14 protein-coding genes are annotated in these 15,603 nt (G+C 67.7%); 10 read left to right on the top strand and 4 right to left on the bottom strand.

What is annotated here, in order from left to right; all coding sequences use genetic code 11:
• The first annotated feature begins 55 nt into the window (after nucleotides 1-55).
• The 3 genes from ABIC66_RS07690 (at nucleotide 56) to ABIC66_RS07680 (ending at nucleotide 3,204) form a co-directional block, all read left to right on the top strand.
• Entirely contained in the window at nucleotides 56-1,312 is a 1,257-nt protein-coding gene (locus ABIC66_RS07690; protein ID WP_354069108.1) for an MFS transporter, read from the top strand.
• 15 nt (nucleotides 1,313-1,327) lie between these two features.
• Nucleotides 1,328-2,134 carry a TrmH family RNA methyltransferase gene (locus ABIC66_RS07685; protein ID WP_354069106.1) on the top strand — a complete coding sequence of 269 codons (807 nt, stop codon included), beginning with the start codon at nucleotides 1,328-1,330 and terminating at the stop codon, nucleotides 2,132-2,134.
• A gap of 83 nt (nucleotides 2,135-2,217) precedes the next feature.
• On the top strand, nucleotides 2,218-3,204 hold the full coding sequence (locus ABIC66_RS07680) for an alpha/beta hydrolase (protein ID WP_354069104.1): 987 nt from the start codon (nucleotides 2,218-2,220) through the stop codon (nucleotides 3,202-3,204).
• 3 nt (nucleotides 3,205-3,207) lie between these two features.
• Here the strand turns inward: ABIC66_RS07680 and ABIC66_RS07675 are convergent, their stop codons facing one another.
• Entirely contained in the window at nucleotides 3,208-3,927 is a 720-nt protein-coding gene (locus ABIC66_RS07675) for a helix-turn-helix transcriptional regulator (protein WP_354069102.1), read from the bottom strand.
• A 92-nt stretch (nucleotides 3,928-4,019) separates the two neighbouring features.
• Here ABIC66_RS07675 and ABIC66_RS07670 point away from each other — a divergent pair, with 92 nt between their 5' ends.
• The 3 genes from ABIC66_RS07670 (at nucleotide 4,020) to ABIC66_RS07660 (ending at nucleotide 6,203) form a co-directional block, all read left to right on the top strand.
• On the top strand, nucleotides 4,020-4,748 hold the full coding sequence (locus ABIC66_RS07670) for a glutathione S-transferase family protein (RefSeq protein WP_354069100.1): 729 nt from the start codon (nucleotides 4,020-4,022) through the stop codon (nucleotides 4,746-4,748).
• Between the two features lie 80 nt (nucleotides 4,749-4,828).
• Complete coding sequence (locus ABIC66_RS07665; protein ID WP_354069098.1) at nucleotides 4,829-5,077, top strand: hypothetical protein; 249 nt, start codon at nucleotides 4,829-4,831, stop codon at nucleotides 5,075-5,077.
• A gap of 343 nt (nucleotides 5,078-5,420) precedes the next feature.
• Nucleotides 5,421-6,203, top strand: a complete 783-nt coding sequence (locus ABIC66_RS07660; RefSeq protein ID WP_354069096.1) for a FadR/GntR family transcriptional regulator — start codon at nucleotides 5,421-5,423, stop codon at nucleotides 6,201-6,203.
• Nucleotides 6,204-6,287: 84 nt separating this feature from the next.
• Here the strand turns inward: ABIC66_RS07660 and ABIC66_RS07655 are convergent, their stop codons facing one another.
• Nucleotides 6,288-8,690, bottom strand: a complete 2,403-nt coding sequence (locus tag ABIC66_RS07655; protein WP_354069094.1) for a TonB-dependent receptor — start codon at nucleotides 8,688-8,690, stop codon at nucleotides 6,288-6,290.
• 345 nt (nucleotides 8,691-9,035) lie between these two features.
• Here ABIC66_RS07655 and kduI point away from each other — a divergent pair, with 345 nt between their 5' ends.
• From kduI to ABIC66_RS07635, 4 genes are all read left to right on the top strand, one after another.
• The gene (gene kduI, locus ABIC66_RS07650) at nucleotides 9,036-9,884 is read left to right on the top strand and encodes a 5-dehydro-4-deoxy-D-glucuronate isomerase (RefSeq protein WP_354069092.1); all 849 of its coding nucleotides are present in this window, start codon (nucleotides 9,036-9,038) and stop codon (nucleotides 9,882-9,884) included.
• Between the two features lie 13 nt (nucleotides 9,885-9,897).
• Nucleotides 9,898-11,100, top strand: a complete 1,203-nt coding sequence (locus ABIC66_RS07645) for a glycoside hydrolase family 88/105 protein (protein WP_354069090.1) — start codon at nucleotides 9,898-9,900, stop codon at nucleotides 11,098-11,100.
• Nucleotides 11,101-11,131: 31 nt separating this feature from the next.
• Nucleotides 11,132-11,887 (top strand): FadR/GntR family transcriptional regulator, encoded by a 756-nt coding sequence (locus ABIC66_RS07640; protein ID WP_354069088.1) that lies wholly within the window; start codon nucleotides 11,132-11,134, stop codon nucleotides 11,885-11,887.
• Nucleotides 11,888-12,000: 113 nt separating this feature from the next.
• Nucleotides 12,001-12,327 (top strand): DUF8776 family protein, encoded by a 327-nt coding sequence (locus ABIC66_RS07635; RefSeq protein ID WP_354069086.1) that lies wholly within the window; start codon nucleotides 12,001-12,003, stop codon nucleotides 12,325-12,327.
• A gap of 24 nt (nucleotides 12,328-12,351) precedes the next feature.
• On the opposite strand, the gene ABIC66_RS07630 is transcribed toward ABIC66_RS07635, so the two are convergent.
• Together ABIC66_RS07630 and ABIC66_RS07625 are read right to left on the bottom strand one after the other, a co-directional pair.
• Nucleotides 12,352-13,329, bottom strand: a complete 978-nt coding sequence (locus ABIC66_RS07630) for an SMP-30/gluconolactonase/LRE family protein (RefSeq protein WP_354069084.1) — start codon at nucleotides 13,327-13,329, stop codon at nucleotides 12,352-12,354.
• Nucleotides 13,330-13,432: 103 nt separating this feature from the next.
• Complete coding sequence (locus tag ABIC66_RS07625; RefSeq protein ID WP_354069082.1) at nucleotides 13,433-15,415, bottom strand: calcineurin-like phosphoesterase C-terminal domain-containing protein; 1,983 nt, start codon at nucleotides 15,413-15,415, stop codon at nucleotides 13,433-13,435.
• Between the last annotated feature and the right edge of the window lie 188 nt (nucleotides 15,416-15,603).

Raw genomic sequence — 15,603 nt, 5'->3', positions numbered from 1 at the left:
CAGGTTCCGTCCAAGGTCTGGAGCATGGCGATGGGCATGCTCTTGGGGAGGTGAGATGCAGCCTGACGACAGGGCGCGGCCCAAGGAGCCGGTGCGCGCGAACTTCATCGCCGCCTATACGCTCGCCCAGGTCGGGGCCTTTGTTTCGTTCCAACCGCTGCTGCAGGTTCTGCTGCCGCTGAAGGCCGCGGCGATCGATCACGCCGGCAAGGCGGTGATCCTGAGCCAGGTCGCCTTCTTCGGGGCCATCGTCGCCAGCATCGCCAACCTGCTGGCCGGCGCGATCAGCGACCGGACGACCTCGCGGTTCGGACGGCGTCGGCCGTGGATGGTGGTCGGGGCGTTGGGCGCCTCCCTGGCCTATCTGACGATCATGCACGCCAAGACCCCGCTGCAGCTGATCGGCGGCGTGATCCTGTTCCAGCTGACCTTCAACCTATGCTTCTCAGCTCTGGTGGCGGTGATGCCCGACCGGGTGCCCGACGACCAGAAGGGGCTGGTGGCGGCCTTCCTGAGCCTGGGCAACCCCATCGGCACGGCGGTCGGCGCGGTGATGATCGGCGGCTTCCTGGTCGCCGAGGGGCACCGTTACGCGGCGATCTCGGCGGCGCTGCTGCTGGGCCTGGCGCCGTTCGTGATCCGACTGCGCGATCCGCCGCTGCCGAAAGCGGACGTGCCGCCATTCCATCTGCGCGAGTTCATCGCCGGTCTCTGGGTCAATCCCCGCGAGCATCCCGACTTCGCCTTCGCCTGGCTTGGCCGGTTCATGGTGCTGGTCGCCCTTAGCCTCGTGCAGAACTACATGCTCTACTTCCTGCAGGACGTGGTGGACTATCCCAGCCTGTTTCCGGGGCATCGCTCCGAGGAGGGGCTGGCGATCCTGGCGACGGTGTCGACCATCTTCAACGTCATCTGCGCCATGCTGGGCGGCGTGCTGTCGGACCGGCTGAGGCGGCGCAAGCTGTTCGCTTTCGGGGCCGCCCTGACGATCGCCGCGTCGATGATTGTCTTCTCGCTGTCGTCCGACTGGACGATCCTGCTGGCCGCCTACGTCGTCTACGGCTGCGGCGCGGGCTGCTTCTGCGCCGTCGACATCGCCCTGGTCACTCAGGTGCTGCCCTCGCAGCGCGACGCCGGTAAGGACCTGGGCGTGATCAACCTGGCCAACACCTTGCCCCAGGCCCTGGCTCCGGCCCTGGCCGTGTGGAGCCTGGGGCCGACGCATGTGAACTTCCATGTCTTCTTCCTGATGGCCGCCGGCCTGGCCCTGACTGGCGGTCTGGCCATCCTGCCGATACGAGGTGTGCGCTAGCTCTTCGAGGCCGCCTTGCCCCAGTTTCGCGTCATCACCGATCCCGACGATCCCGCCGTCGCGCCGTTCCGGGCGATCAAGGAGCGTGATCTCGTGGGGCGGGAGGGCCTGTTCATCGCCGAGGGCGAGACGGTGCTGCGCGCCTTCGTCCGCGACGCACCGGAACGTGTGGTGTCGCTGCTGATCGATCCCAAGCGTCAGGACAAACTGGCCGAGGTGTTCGCCGGCCTGCCGGACGAGACGCCCGTCCACCTCGCCGACCAGGCGGTGGTCGACGCCATCGCCGGCTTCCACCTGCATCGCGGCGTGTTGGCGGTCGGCCGCAAGCCCGAGCCAGTCGCCGCTCGCGACCTGCTGGCCGGCCTGCCAGCGCGGGCCATCGTGCTGGTGCTGTGCGGCATCGCCAATCACGACAACATCGGCGGCATCTATCGCAACGCCGCCGCCTTCGGGGCCGACGCGGTGATCCTCGACGCCGACTGCTGCGATCCCCTGTACCGCAAGGCGATCCGGGTCTCGGTCGGCGCGGCCCTGTCCGTGCCCACGGCGCGGCTGGCGCGCGGCGACGACATCGCCGCGCTGCTGGCGGCGACCGGTTTCGAAGGTCTCGCGCTCAGTCCTTCGGCGAGCGAGATCCTAGCCCATCTCGAGCCCGCGCCGCGCACGGCGGTGCTGCTGGGCGCCGAGGGACCCGGGCTGACGCCAGAGGTCATGGCCCGCGCGCGGACCATCGGCATCCCGATGGCCGGCGGCTTCGACTCCCTGAACGTGGCCACCACCAGCGGCATCGTGCTTCACCACCTGCGCTTCGCCCAGGGCTAGGAAAGCGCCAGGAAACCGGTTTCCAAACGGCCCGAAGCCGTCTTAGGGTCGCGCCACGACATCCCGTCAGAAGGCTCGATCCCATGCTGAACCGTCGCGGCGCCCTGGCCGCTTTCGTCACCGGCGTCCTGGGGTCGCTGGCGGCTCGCAAGGCGGAGGCCGCGCCCGTGGACAAGTCCCAGATCACGCCACCGGACCCCACCGAGGTCATCGCCCTGTGGCCGGACGGCGCGCCAGGCGGGGAGGGGGTCTCGGTCGAGGAAAAGATCGTCGAGCGCGGCGACGCCAAGGGCCTCAAGGACCGGGCCCAGGTCCACACCCGCAAGCCGAAACTGGTGGTGTTCCGGCCCAGGAAGCCGAACGGCGCGGCGGTGATGCTGATCCCGGGCGGCGGCTACGAGCGCGTGGTGCTGGACAAGGAGGGCTACGAGACCGCCCGCTGGCTGAACGCGCGAGGCTATACCTGCTTCGTGCTGTTCTATCGGATGCCCGGCGACGGCTGGGCGGCGGGCGGCGACGCGCCGCTGCAGGACGCCCAGCGCGGCATCCGCCTGGTGCGCGCCAAGGCCGCCGAGATGGGCTTCGCCGCCGACCGGGTGGCGATCATGGGCTTCTCGGCGGGCGGGCATCTGGCGGCCAATCTGACGGTGCGCTTCGATGCGCCCGCCTATGCGCCGATCGACGCCGCCGACCAGTTGCCGGCCAAGCCGAACCTGTCGGCCCTGATGTATCCGGTGATCAGCATGGATCCGGCGATCGCCCACGCTGGCTCGCGCAAGCAACTGCTGACCGCCGACGCCTCGCCCGGGCACGCCCTGGAGCTGTCGCCCGAAAAGCAGGTCCGCGAGGGGCTGTCGCCGGTGTTCCAGGTGCACGCGGCCGACGACAAGACCGTGCCGGTCGAGAACTCCCTGATGATGTTCGCGGCTCTGAAGGCCAAGGCCGTGCCGGCCGAGCTGCATGTGTTCGAGGAAGGCGGCCACGGCTTTGGCCTGCGCTTCGTGACCGGCAAGCCGGTGGCGGCCTGGCCGACCCTATTCGAGACCTTCGCCAAGCGTCACGGGCTCTAGCCCTCAGCAGGCGGCGCGCTCCTTGGCCTTCCAGGCGGCGATTTCCGCGTCGCGGAACTTCAGCCATTCGCCCCGCAAGACGGCCGGTCGCTTGCCATGGCGCTCCTCCAGGAAGTCGGCCCCGACCACGCGGTCGGTGCGGAAGGTGCGGAAGGCCTGGCGCAGCTCGCACCAGGCGATGATCATCCGGATCGTCTCGCGATAGCCGACGGTCACGGGCCAGATCACCCGGGCGCTGACCGCGCCGGCCCCGTCGCTGTAGTCCAGGCGGATCTTGCGGCCGGCGTGGATCCAGGCGCGGACCTGGGCGACGTCGATGCGGTCGGTCTCGGGCTTCCACGCGGGGGCGGCGCCCGTCGCCGGCTCCAGCACGTAGGGCCGTAGACGTTCGGGCACGGCGGCGGCGATCTTGCTGATCAGGTCGCTGGCGGCCTTGGCCAGGACGGGGTCGCCGCGCCCGGCCACCCACTGCGCGCCCAGCACCGCCGCCTCGATCTCGTCGGGGGTCAGCATCAGAGGCGGCATGTCGAAGCCGGCCTCCAGCACATAGCCGACGCCAGCCTCGCCGCGGATGGGCGCCCGCTGGCCGACCAAGGCGGCGATGTCGCGATAGACGCTGCGCTTCGAGGTTTCGAGCTCGGTGGCGATGGCGTCGGCGGTCACCGGCGCGCGGCTGCGGCGCAGGATCTGGATGATCTGGAAAAGGCGTTCGGCGCGTCTCATGGGTCGAATATCGCTGATCGTTGCTGACAGCATGCTGGCAGTAGCCTGGCGGTAGCAAGTCGTCATCGCGACATTCGGGATGGAGAGGGATGATGATCACGCTATTCGCCGCCGGAGCCGGGTTCGGGCTGCCCGAGATCAGCCCCTATGTGACCAAGACCGAAGTCCAGCTGATGATGGCCGGCCTGACGTACAAGAAGACCCGCGGCAGCCGCGAGACCGCGCCGAAGGGGCAGTTGCCGTGGATCGAGGACTCCGCCCAGGCGATCGGCGACTCGACCTTCATCCGCGCTCACATCGAGCAGAAGTACGATATCGATCTCGACATGGGCCTGACCGGCAAGGAGCGGGCCCAGGCCTGGGCGATCGAGCGGATGATCGAGAACCAGCTGGGCTGGGTGTCCAGCTATTTCCGCTTCCTCGAGCCGGCCAATTTCGCCAAGGGGCCGGGTCGTTGGTTCGACCAGGCGCCGGAATCGCTTCGCGACGATCTGCGCAAGGGGCTGCTGGAGGCGGTGGCGACCAACGTCCGCGCCGTCGGGGTCGGTCGTCACCTGCGCGAGGAGGTCGCCTGGCTGGGCAGCCTGTCGCTGCGGTCTCTGGACGAGCTGCTGGAGGACAAGGCCTATCTGATGCGCGACAGCCATCCGGTGGGCGTCGACGCCACGGCCTTCGCCATATTGGCGGCGATCATGACTCCGTTCTTCGACTCGCCGCTGCGGCGCGAGGCCGAAAGTTATCCGCGCCTCGTCGACTATGTCGGTCGGATGATGGCCCAGTTCTATCCGGCCCACCCCTGGGGGCTACGCCAGGCGGCCTGAAGGAACGGGACTGTAACCAAAGAGGGCCATCGTCCGAATAGCCCGTCGCGGCCCGCCTGGGCCAAAGCAGGGAGAGGGCGATGGCCATCAACGGCGACTATCCGCAGCCTGTCACGGTGAACGGCTTCTCGTGCAAGAACTGCACGGACGTCGACTACGCCAAGAAGCACATCGACCCCGCCCACCCCAAGGACGGACCCTACGGCGTCAACGCCAAGGACGATGGACACGCGGAGAAGACGGACAAGGTCCACGACAAGGGCCAAGCCAAGCCCTCGCGGGCCAAAGCCTGGTCGGATCCAGGCGTTCAGCTCGATGTCGATGTGTGAACGCTACCAAATTGGTCGTACAAATTTTTGAGAAACTGGGTTGATTGGTCAGGCCATTTTTCGTTGCGCGCCTAGCCAATTTCGCTAGTGTGGCGAAGCGCGATGGATGGGGTCCTATCTCCGTCAATCGCTTGCTCGTCGACCACAGGCGCTGCGTAACTTGCGCCTACCTCCTCCCGGGGCGGACGACGATGGCGGCCGGAGTCCTTACCCTCCGGTCGCCACGCCGGCCCGGCGCGGCGACCTGGTAAGGCCACTTGATCGCGAACGCTTGTGACGGGGCGGGACGCGCGCTAGTCCTTTGGGACGCGCCGACCCTGGCGCCTGCCCACGGCCGCTTTCAATGTCGACCCTCTCGCAGGACTCTCCGTCCACGGACTCCACCCGGCTCTACCAGCAGGTCGCCGCCTCGATCAGCGCGTCGATCGCCAGCGGGACCTTCCAGCCGGGCCAGCGGCTGCCGTCCGAGCGCGACCTGGCCGACGAGTTCGGCGTCAGCCGGCCCACCGTCCGCCGCGCGGTGATCGCGCTGGAGATGCGCGGACTCCTGGAGGCTCGCCAGGGCTCGGGCGTCTATGTCCGTCTCGACCAACCGCCCGCCCCGGTAAAGGACCTCGACATCGGGGCCTTCGAGCAGGCCGAGGCCCGCCGCCTGTTCGAGGGCGAGGCCGCCGCCCTGGCCGCCACTCTGATCACCGACGAGGAGCTGGCCTATCTCGAGACCTTGGTCACCGAGATGAACAGCGAGGAATCGACCAAGGAGCAGAGCGAACTGGCCGACCGCCAGTTTCACATCACCATCGCTCAGGCCACCCGCAACACCGCCGTGGTGCGGATCATCGAGAACACCTGGGACCTCCGCTACCGCTCGCGCCTGTGCATGCAGATGCTGGAAAAAGCCCGGCACGTGCGCAAACGGCCGCTGAAGGACGAGCACCAGGAGATCATCGAGGCTCTGCGCACCCGCGACCCCAAAGCGGCGCGCGGCGCGATGCAGGCTCACCTGGGCGGACTGATCGAGAATCTGCTGCTGACCGCCGAGCTCGAGGCCATCGAGCGCACCCGCGAGAGCCTGGCGGCCAAGCGCGAGGAAATCGCCCTGCGCGCGGCCAGCGCGGCCAAATAGACCCTGCGGCGCCTCCAAAAAAGAGGCCGGATCCGCGGAAGGATCCGGCCACGCAGGAGGGGACCGTATGAGGAAAGCCGAGCCCTAGAAGTTCACATCCAGACGGGCCCCGAAGTAGCGGAAGGCGTCGCGGCCCGGGAACCAGGTGCGACCCTGGGCGGTCGGGATCGCCGGATTGCTGTAGCCCGAGGTGCCGTTGCCCAGGCCCTGGGCGTAGCGCTTGTCGAACAGGTTGTTGGCGAACACCGAGACCTTGTAGCGGTCCTTCAGGTCGTTGATGCCCAGCTTCAGATCGACGATGCCGTAGGCCTTCTGGATGGTGCGCGGATCCTGGCTGAGCGAGTAGTTCACGTCGTCCTGCCAGCGATAGGTCGCGCCGACGAAGCCCTTGAACGGCATGCCCGGCAGCTCGATGTCGTACTGGCCACCGATGTTGAACTTGAACTTCGGCACGTTGTTCAGGCGCTTGCCGGCCAGGTTCTGCACGCGGCCGTTGGTGGTCGGCGTGCGGTAGCACTCGCCCGGCTTGCCGACATAGCCCGCCGGCTGCAGGGGCAGGTCGGCGGTGGCCGGCTGGGCGTTGTTGCAAGGGCCGTTCGGGAAGTCGACCACCGTGGCGTCGGTGTAGGCGAAGGCGCCGTTCAGGCGGAAGTTCGACGTGACCCTGGCCACGCCGTCCAGCTCGAGACCCTGGGTTCGCAACTGGCCGACGCTGTTCAGGAAGGTCAGGAAGGTGCCGTCCGGCAGGAACGACGTCACCGAGGTCTGGAAGCCCTTGTAGTCGGCCCGGAACACCGTGGCGTTGAAGTAGACGCGACGGTCCAGCAGGCTGCTCTTGAAGCCGATTTCGTAGTTCTTGGCCGTTTCCGGTTTCACCGGCATCTGGGCGGCGATCGCGGCGTTGAACGTGCTGACCAGGTCGTAGGCCTGGCCCTTGTAGCCCGTCGAGTAGGTCGCGAACGTCATGATGTCCGGCGTGACCTTGTACTGCACGCCAATCTTGCCGGTGACGGCGTCGTCCTGGTCGGCCTTGCTGAACAGCTGGTGGGTGGTGGCCGCGCCGGGCGTGGTGCTGGCGAAGATCGTCTTGTCGAAGTGATAGCTGATCTTCTGGCGGTTCACCCGCGCGCCGCCGGTGACGCTGAGCTTCTCGGTGAGGTCCCAGGTGGCGTTGGCGAAGGCCGAATAGTTCTCGTTGGTGCTCTGCGCCAAGTAACGGGCCAGCTGCAGCACCGGTCCGCGGTTCAGATAGCGGTCCAGATCGTTCTTGGCGTACCAGAGGCCGGCGACGTAGCGGAAGCGGCTCTGGCCGGGCGAGACCAGCCGCAGTTCCTGGGTCCAGGAGTCGGCATGGAAGTAGCCGTCGATGTGGGCGCCGCTGTTGACGCCCGACGGGCTAGCCACGGGGAAACCCAGCAGGAACGGCTGGTCGGTGCCGTCGATGTCCTGGAAGTCGACCATCTTCCAGTGGTCGTGCGAGGTGATCGACGACAGGGTGTGGCCCTTCAGGAACGAGCCGTCGCCGAAGTCGTAGTCGATGCGGGCGGTCGTGCCGAAGACGTCCGAATTGCCGCCGCCGATGCGGTCGTCGGCGCGGACGAAGTGGTTGTTCTTGTCGATCGTGATCCCACGCAGCGTGGTCGTCGCCGGGAAGCCTGGCTCGCCCTGATAGAATAGACCCGGCGTCAGCTCGGTGATCGCGCTGGTGCAGCAGGTCGAGACGTTGTGGTTATAGCGCGGCGCGATGCTGAGGCTGAGGTTCTCGGTCGGCGTCCAGATCAGCTTGGCCGTGGCGGTGAAGCCGGCGCTGCCGTTGACGTTCTTGCCGGTGGTCAGGTTCTTGACGTTGCCGTCGTAGTCGCTCTTGGCGACCGTCAGGCGCAGCAGCAGATCATCCTTGATCGGGCCCGAGACGGTGAAGCCGATCCGCTTCTCGCCGTCGTCGGTGGCCAGCAGCATGCCCTTGCCCGAGAATTCGCGGGTGGGGGCGGCGGTGGCGATATTCAGGACGCCGGCGATGGCGCTCTTACCGAACAGGGTGCTTTGCGGACCGCGCAGGACCTCGACGCGCTCGACGTCGATCAGGTCCTTGAACGCCGCGGCCTGGAAGCCGACCGGCACGTCGTCGATGACCACCGCCACGTCCGACTCGACGGCGATGCCGTTCGAGAAGGTGCCGATGCCGCGCATGTTGATGCTGAAATTGCCCGGCTGGCTGCCGTAGTTGATGACCAGGCCCGGCGACAGCTTCACCAGGTCGCCCAGCTCGCGGACGTTGTTACGTTCCAGCACGTCGGCGGTGACGGCGGTCACCGAGACCGGCACGTCCTGCAGGCGCTCGGCCCGCTTGGTCGAGGTGACGATGATTTCCTCCAGCTGCGCCGAATCGGCGCTGGAGGCCTGTGCTTGGGCCGATGCGGCGCCAGGAGCGGTCGCCAGCACGGCGGCGGCCGTGGAAGCGAGCAGCAGGAATCGTATGTTCGTCATGGTTTGCCTTCCCCGCGCTAATGCCCGTCGGTTCTATGCCGACGGCAATTGGTATGCCCAACTGATGGAGCATGGTCTGACCACTTGTCAAGTAGCGCCGTTATATGTGGCGATATGGTCTGGGTAATTGAAATCGTTGCCCTATCGGGGCAGGTCGCGACCGGTGTTGCTGAGTGACAACGTTGGACACGAGATCGTCGCCTGTTCGGCCTTTACGGGGTTGCGTTCAAATTGGTAATGTCAGTTCGGCAACCAACAACGAAACGGGGGACGGATGCGCATCAGGGAGCGACCGCCGATGAACTCGGCGGCCGGTGATCGACCGTTCCGGCGCGGGACTCGTCGATGACCGTGCAGATGGACTATCGCGAGAGCACCGATCGCGCCGGCATGGGTCGGATGACGGTGCGCGAACTGCGCGACACCTTCGTCATCGACAGCCTGTTCCGTCCCGGCGAGTTGGGTCTCAGCTATCTCGAGATCGAGCGGGCGGTGGTCGGCTCGGCCATGCCGACCGACGCGCCGCTGCTGCTGCCGACTCACAAGGAGCTGGCTTCGCGCTTCTTCTGCGAGCGTCGTGAAGTCGGGGTGATCAACATCGGCGGTCCGGGTTCGGTTACCCTGGACGGCGAGCGTTTCGACCTTTCTCGCCACGACAGCCTCTATGTCGGACGTGGCGTCGAGATCGTCAGCTTCGCCAGCGACGAGGCGGAGCAACCGGCCAAGTTCTATTTCGTCAGCTATCCGGCCCACGCCAGCCATCCCAGCAAGCGGGTGCGGCGGGACGAGGCCCGGATCATCGCGGCCGGCGACGCTCACACGGCCAACCGCCGGGTGATCCGCCAAAGCATCCGCCCGGGCATCGTCGAGACCTGCCAGTTGGTGATGGGTTTCACCGAGCTGGAGGCCGGCAACGTTTGGAACACCATGCCGCCGCACACCCATCGCCGGCGCAGCGAGATCTACATGTACTTCGACGCCGCCCCGGGGCGGGTCATGCACCTGATGGGCGACCCGTCCGAACCGCGCGCGGTGTTCATGGACGATGGCGAGGCGGTGTTCTCGCCCAGCTGGTCGATCCACAGCGGCGTCGGCACCGCCAACTACAGTTTTGTTTGGTCCATGGGCGGCGAGAATCTCGAGTTCGACGACATGGACGTCCTGGCCGTATCCGACCTCGGGCCAGGCGCTTAGGAGAGCCATGCGAATGACCCTCAAGACCCTCCTGAAGGCGGCCGCCGCTCTCGCCATCCTGACCGGAGCCGCCACGCCGACCCTGGCCGCGCCGAAAGCGGCTGTCGTCAGCGCGCCGGTCTCGGCGATCGACGCCGCCGGCCGCAAGGTCGCGGGCTGGCAGCTTAGCCACATGGACAATTTCGACTATGTGCCGGTCAGCCAGTTCCGCAAGGACACCGAGGCGCCGCGCGACTGGATCCAGGCGGCGTTCTATATCGGCCTCTACACCTTCGCCGACGCGACCCAGGATCCATACCTGACCACGGCCGTCCTCCGGCACGGCGAGGCCGAGGGCTGGGGCTTCGATCACCGTCCGCGCCACGCCGACGCCGACGCCACCGGCGCGGTCTGGGTGTGGGCCGCCGCCCGCACCAAGGATCCGAGCAAGCTGGCGCCGATCCGCGCCCGTTTCGACGCCGTGCTGGCCGACCCGTCCACGGTGTCGCTGGACTTCTCGCTGAAGCCGGCCAAGGGCGAGCCCTATTGCCAGGTCCGTTGGTGCTGGAGCGACGCCATCTTCATGGCCCCGCCGGCCTGGACGTCGCTGAGCAAGGTCTCGGGCGATCAGCGCTATCTGGCCCATGCCGACAGCGAGTTCTGGGCGACCCACGACTATCTCTACGACAAGGCCGAGCACCTCTATTACCGCGACAGCCGCTTCATCACCCGCCGCAGCGACGCCGGCGCGAAGATCTTCTGGGGGCGCGGCAATGGCTGGGCCTTCGCCGGCCTCGCGCGGATCCTGCAGGACCTGCCGGCCAACCACCCCAGCCGTCCGAAGTACGAGGCGGTCTTCAAGCAGATGGCCGCCCGCATCGCGCCGTTGCAGGGCGAGCAGGGTTACTGGCCCGTCTCGCTGCTGGAGCCGCAGAAGACGCCGGAAACCAGCGGCACGGGCTTCTTCGTCTACGGGCTGGCCTGGGGCGTGAACCACGGCCTGCTGCCGGGCGCCAAGTACGGCCCGGTCATCGACAAGGGCTGGAAGGCGCTGGACGCGGCGATCGAGCCGGACGGCCGCCTGGGCTGGGTGCAGCGCGTGGGCGCCGCGCCGGACCAAGTCGGGCCCGACGACACCCAGCTCTATGGCGTCGGCGCGTTCCTGCTGGCGGCCAGCGAGGTCCGCAAGCTTGGCCAAGTTTCCAGCTCGCCTTCCCAAGGCCAGACCAAGCGCTAAGATGGATTCGCAGAATCCAAAGCGAGTATCGATGCGCGACGCGCCCGATCCCCAGAAGCTCTACCAGCAGGTGGCCCGATCGATCGCGGCCTCGATCGCCGAGGGACGCTATGTTCCCGGCGATCGCCTGCCGTCGGAGCGGGGTCTGGCCGACTCGTTCGGCGTCAGCCGGCCGACGATCCGCGATGCGATGATTGCCTTGGAGTTCCAGGGTCTGGTCGAGGCCCGCCAGGGCTCCGGCGTCTATGTCATGGCGCGCGGCAAGCCCGAGGACGACGTGACCGAGGCCGAGGTCAGCGCGCTGGAGCTGACCGAAGCCCGCCGCCTGTTCGAGGGCGAGGCTTGCGCCCTGGCCGCCGCCGCTGTCAGCGACGAACAGATCGCGGCGCTGGAGCGCATGGGTCGCGAACTGTCCAGCCAGGCCGGCGCCGAGGACGGCGAACGGCTAGAGCACGATTTCCATCTGGCCGTGGCTCACGCCACGCGCAACGCCGCCATCGTCGCGGCGGTCGAAGAGATCTGGACCTTGCGCCGCCAGTTCCCCGAGTGTGGCGCCCAGCTGCGCCGTGTGCGCCTGGCCGCGCCGGACATCTTCGCCGAGGACCATCAGCGGATCGTCGCCGCCTTGCGCGACCGCGACCCCAAGGAGGCGCGTCGGGTGATCCACGAGCATCTGAACCGCACGGTCGAGGCCCTGCTGTCGATGGCCGAGGGCGACGCCCTGGAGCGCACGCGCCGGGAGATGGCCGAGCGTCGCGACGAGCTGCTGCGTCGCACCGCCATCTAACGTTGTTTTTAGCGCGCGCCGTTCTTTGGCGCGATAATTCGCCGCACAAATCAAGGCCTTGCGGTCTCCGGCCGGCGCGTGCTGACCTGCCTCCCTGGAATCAGGGGGAAGTTATGTCGGATAAGTTGGCGCCCGCGAGCGTTGAGACGGTGCTGAAGGCGATCTCGTCGGAGATGTCGATCGCCGCGGTGTCGTGCGGGCATCTGGACGTGGCGCTGGGCAAGATCCTGGACGTCGTGCCGGCCGAGCACCGCCTGGCGGTCATGCAGGAGCTGCACACGGTCGATCTGCTGGCCCAGCACATCACCGCCCTGACGGACTTCACCGGCAATCTGTCGCAGCAGCACGGCCAGGGCGTGCTCGAGGTCAACGACTCGCTGGGCGCCATCACCCTGGGCGACGTCGCCCAGCGTCTGCGCGCTTCGATCGTGGCCGAGTAGCGGACAGACGCTCTCGCATGGTCCTCAACCTCGCCGCAAGGGCGCGCGGATGAGGCGCTTGTTCGACGACATGTAGAGGAAGCCGTCCGCGCCGAAGACGCAGTTGGAGATGACGTCGTCGGCGCGGATCACGCCCAGGCGACGTCCATCCGGCGCGAAGATCGAGATCCCGTCCTTGCTGGACGCCCAGACATTGCCCCGGCGATCGACCTTCAGGCCGTCGCCGCCCTGGATGCCGGAGCCACGGTCGACGAACATCCGTCGATCCGTCGGGCGGCCCTTGGCGTCCAGCGTGATGGCGACCCAACCGGTGTCGCGGTCGGTGACGTAGAGCGTGCGATTGTCCGGCGACAGGCCGATGCCGTTGGGCTGCAAGCTCTTGTCGACCAGGCTGACCTCGCCGTCGGGCGACAGGCGGAAGACGCCGAAATAGTCCATCTCGCGATACGGCGACTCCCAGGTCCCCTTCAGGCCCCAGGGCGGATCGGTGAAATAGATCGCGCCGTCCTTCGCCAGGACCAGGTCGTTGGGGCTGTTGAAGCGCCGTCCCTCGAAGCCGGCGCAGAGCACGGTTCGGCGCTTGGTCGCCAGATCGATGCGGACGAGGGCGCGATTGCCGCTGTCGGCCGCGACCAGGCCGCCGCGCGCGACGATCAGGCCGTTGGTCCCAGCCTCGCGGGCGCTGATCGGGCTGGCGTCGCCGCGACCGGACGGCGTCAGCCAGACCTCGCCGGCGCCGGTGGCGGGCGACCAGCGCATGATGCGATTGGCCGGCACGTCCGAGGCCAGCAGATAGCCTGTGCGTCCACCGACCCAGACCGGGCCCTCGCTCCAGGTGAAGCCGTCGAGGATCGTCTCGACCGGCGCATTGGCGTCGATCAGGACGTCCAACGCCGGGTCCAGACGCTCGACGCGCCCGACCACGGGCCGCGCCGCGTGGGCCAGGGTCGGGAGGGCGGCCAGCGATGCGGCGAAGGCGCGGCGGGTGAACGCGGTGGTCATGGCGGCTTGAACTCTCCCGAAAGACTCAAGGAGCCTAGCCGACCTGCTCTCCAAGGTCAGGCTTTCGTCGTCTTGGGATACCGACACCGCCGCTTCGGCGGTTCTACTGGTTCTTGAATTTGTTCCAGTGATCGAAGTCGAAGGTGCGCTTCAGCGGCGTGTTCCGGACCTCGAACACCAAGGTGTCGCGGACCGGTTCGCCCTGGTCGCGGGTGACCGTGACCACCGCCGTGTGCGTCCCCTCCGAGAGGCCGGCGGGCAGGTCGTAGCGCCAGATATGCGGCGAGTGATCGGCGCGCGAGCCGCGCGGTTGCGGCGGCATCGGCGGCAGGCGCTTCTGGCGACCCTGGACATAGCCCTGGGCCTCGGCGTCGCCCGAACGGCTCTGGATCGCCGCGCGCGCCATGGTCAGCTGCCGCTGTAGCGCGAACGGATCGGAATAGGCCGCGCCGCTGCGTACCCCTTCGCCGCGGATCTGCTGGGTGCGGGCCATCGGCGCCGGCGCGGCCCCGTCAACCGAGACCATGACCTTAGTCGTGCTGTCGCCCATCCAGACGTCGGCGGTGATCCAGCTCTGGCCCGCCAGGTCCGCTTTCGACAGCAGTTTCACGTCCGGCAGGTCTTGGACGCTGAGCGGCGGGACCGGATCGCGGGTCTCCTCCGGCGCGTCGCGCCAGGCGAAAATCTTGTCGGCCCAGTCCCGGAAAGCGGGCGTGCTGACCGACAGCCACATGGCCCGGTCGCGCGGCAGGCCGCTGGCGCGATAGTCCAGCGTGTAGGCGGTCCCATTCACGGCGAAGTCGACGTAGCCGCGCGGCGAGCCGTCGCCCTGGATGCTCATCGGCGTGCCGTCGATGTCGTAGTCGCCGCCCCACCAGTCGCCGGCGACCGCGCCGGCCACCAGGTGGCGGAACGGGATGGTCGAGACGCCGACCGTCTCTTTCCAACCGGCCATCGAGTCGCCCGGCGCCAGGTTCTCCAGCGTATGGCTGTGGCCGGTCAGGGCCAGGGCCGGGCGGCCCTTCACCAGGGCGTAGAGCTCATCGAGATTGGCGGTCTGGTGCGGTTGGGACTCGCTGTTGTCGAACCCCACGAACGGGATGTGGGCGGCGAACACCACCAGCTTCTTCGGATCGGTGGTCTTCAGCACGTTGGCGATGAAGGTCATCTGGTCGGGCAGCAGGCGGCCGGAATAGGTCTTCCAGTACTGCTTGCAGAATGGCCGCTCGCGGGCCTCGCGAGGATCCTCGCCACAGGGGAACGAGACATTGTCCAGTACGATGAACACCGCCTGGCCCATCTCGAACGCGTAGTTGTTCGGACCGTACAGGCGTCGCCATGTGTCGGAGCTGTCGATGTCGTGGTCGGCGTCGTGGTCGTAGTCGTGGTTGCCCTGCACCCACCATTGCGGCGCGCCGACCGCGCCCATCACCTCGGCGGTGCGCGGGATCAGGTGCAGGTCGTCACTGACGATATCGCCCAGGGCCAGCAGGCAGGCGGGTTTCTTGGGGGCGTTCAGCAGCTCGCGGACCAGGGAGTCGCGGACATAGCCGACCTCGATATTGGACGCGGGCTGGACGTCGCCCAGCACGGCGCAATCGAACGCCTGACCGGTTTTTGTGGGAATGATCGGAAAGTTGATCGCCGAGGGCAGGGGTCCCGTCGGCGGCAGGCCGCCATAGCGCAGGACCTTGGGCGAGCCGGCCGGCTTGTGCTGATAGGCGAACTGCGGGACCCAGCGATTGTCCGTCGGCACACGCCAGCCGCTGGGCTGGACCACGAACACCGACATGTCGTTACGAACCGGCAGGTCGTAGCGGCCCGACCGATCCGTCAACGCCACCTCGCGCCCGTTCGAGACCTTGACCCCCGGCACGCCGCGCTCGCCGGCGTCCAGCCGGCCGTTGCGGTTGGCGTCATCGAAGACGACGCCGGCGATCGCCTTGTCGTCGGCTCGTGCGTCGCGGCGGACGTCGATCCGCGCGACGTAGGGCGTGTTCGCGCCCCCGGCAGGGGCGGCGGTCGCGGCGCCCGCGTACAGGGTCGCCGCCCACAGCATGGCGATCGGCAGGATAGACTTGGTCACCTTGGCGCCCCTTCGTCCGACGACGTCCGCGCACCCTAAATGCCGGACGTCTGACATATCCCGATGAAGCCCGGCGAGACGACAATGCGTCCGTCGTCGGCCGACCTCCGTGTGGGTTTCGCGGGTTTTGTGGTCATCTTTCCCACATAACGCAAAAGAAGTTCTCGTGACGTGGACATGAAATCCAC

Source organism: Caulobacter sp. 1776 (assembly GCF_040545685.1).
Taxonomy (GTDB): Bacteria; Pseudomonadota; Alphaproteobacteria; order Caulobacterales; family Caulobacteraceae; genus Caulobacter.
This window is presented reverse-complemented; position numbering and strand designations above follow the sequence as displayed.

Coding starts and splice junctions, on each gene's coding strand:
- kduI (WP_354069092.1), top strand. CDS start 9,036: ATGACCGTGCAGATGGACTATCGCGAGAGCACCGATCGCGCCGGCATG.
- ABIC66_RS07675 (WP_354069102.1), bottom strand. CDS start 3,927: ATGAGACGCGCCGAACGCCTTTTCCAGATCATCCAGATCCTGCGCCGC.
- ABIC66_RS07635 (WP_354069086.1), top strand. CDS start 12,001: ATGTCGGATAAGTTGGCGCCCGCGAGCGTTGAGACGGTGCTGAAGGCG.
- ABIC66_RS07690 (WP_354069108.1), top strand. CDS start 56: ATGCAGCCTGACGACAGGGCGCGGCCCAAGGAGCCGGTGCGCGCGAAC.
- ABIC66_RS07670 (WP_354069100.1), top strand. CDS start 4,020: ATGATCACGCTATTCGCCGCCGGAGCCGGGTTCGGGCTGCCCGAGATC.
- ABIC66_RS07665 (WP_354069098.1), top strand. CDS start 4,829: ATGGCCATCAACGGCGACTATCCGCAGCCTGTCACGGTGAACGGCTTC.
- ABIC66_RS07630 (WP_354069084.1), bottom strand. CDS start 13,329: ATGACCACCGCGTTCACCCGCCGCGCCTTCGCCGCATCGCTGGCCGCC.
- ABIC66_RS07680 (WP_354069104.1), top strand. CDS start 2,218: ATGCTGAACCGTCGCGGCGCCCTGGCCGCTTTCGTCACCGGCGTCCTG.
- ABIC66_RS07645 (WP_354069090.1), top strand. CDS start 9,898: ATGACCCTCAAGACCCTCCTGAAGGCGGCCGCCGCTCTCGCCATCCTG.
- ABIC66_RS07655 (WP_354069094.1), bottom strand. CDS start 8,690: ATGACGAACATACGATTCCTGCTGCTCGCTTCCACGGCCGCCGCCGTG.
- ABIC66_RS07660 (WP_354069096.1), top strand. CDS start 5,421: ATGTCGACCCTCTCGCAGGACTCTCCGTCCACGGACTCCACCCGGCTC.
- ABIC66_RS07640 (WP_354069088.1), top strand. CDS start 11,132: ATGCGCGACGCGCCCGATCCCCAGAAGCTCTACCAGCAGGTGGCCCGA.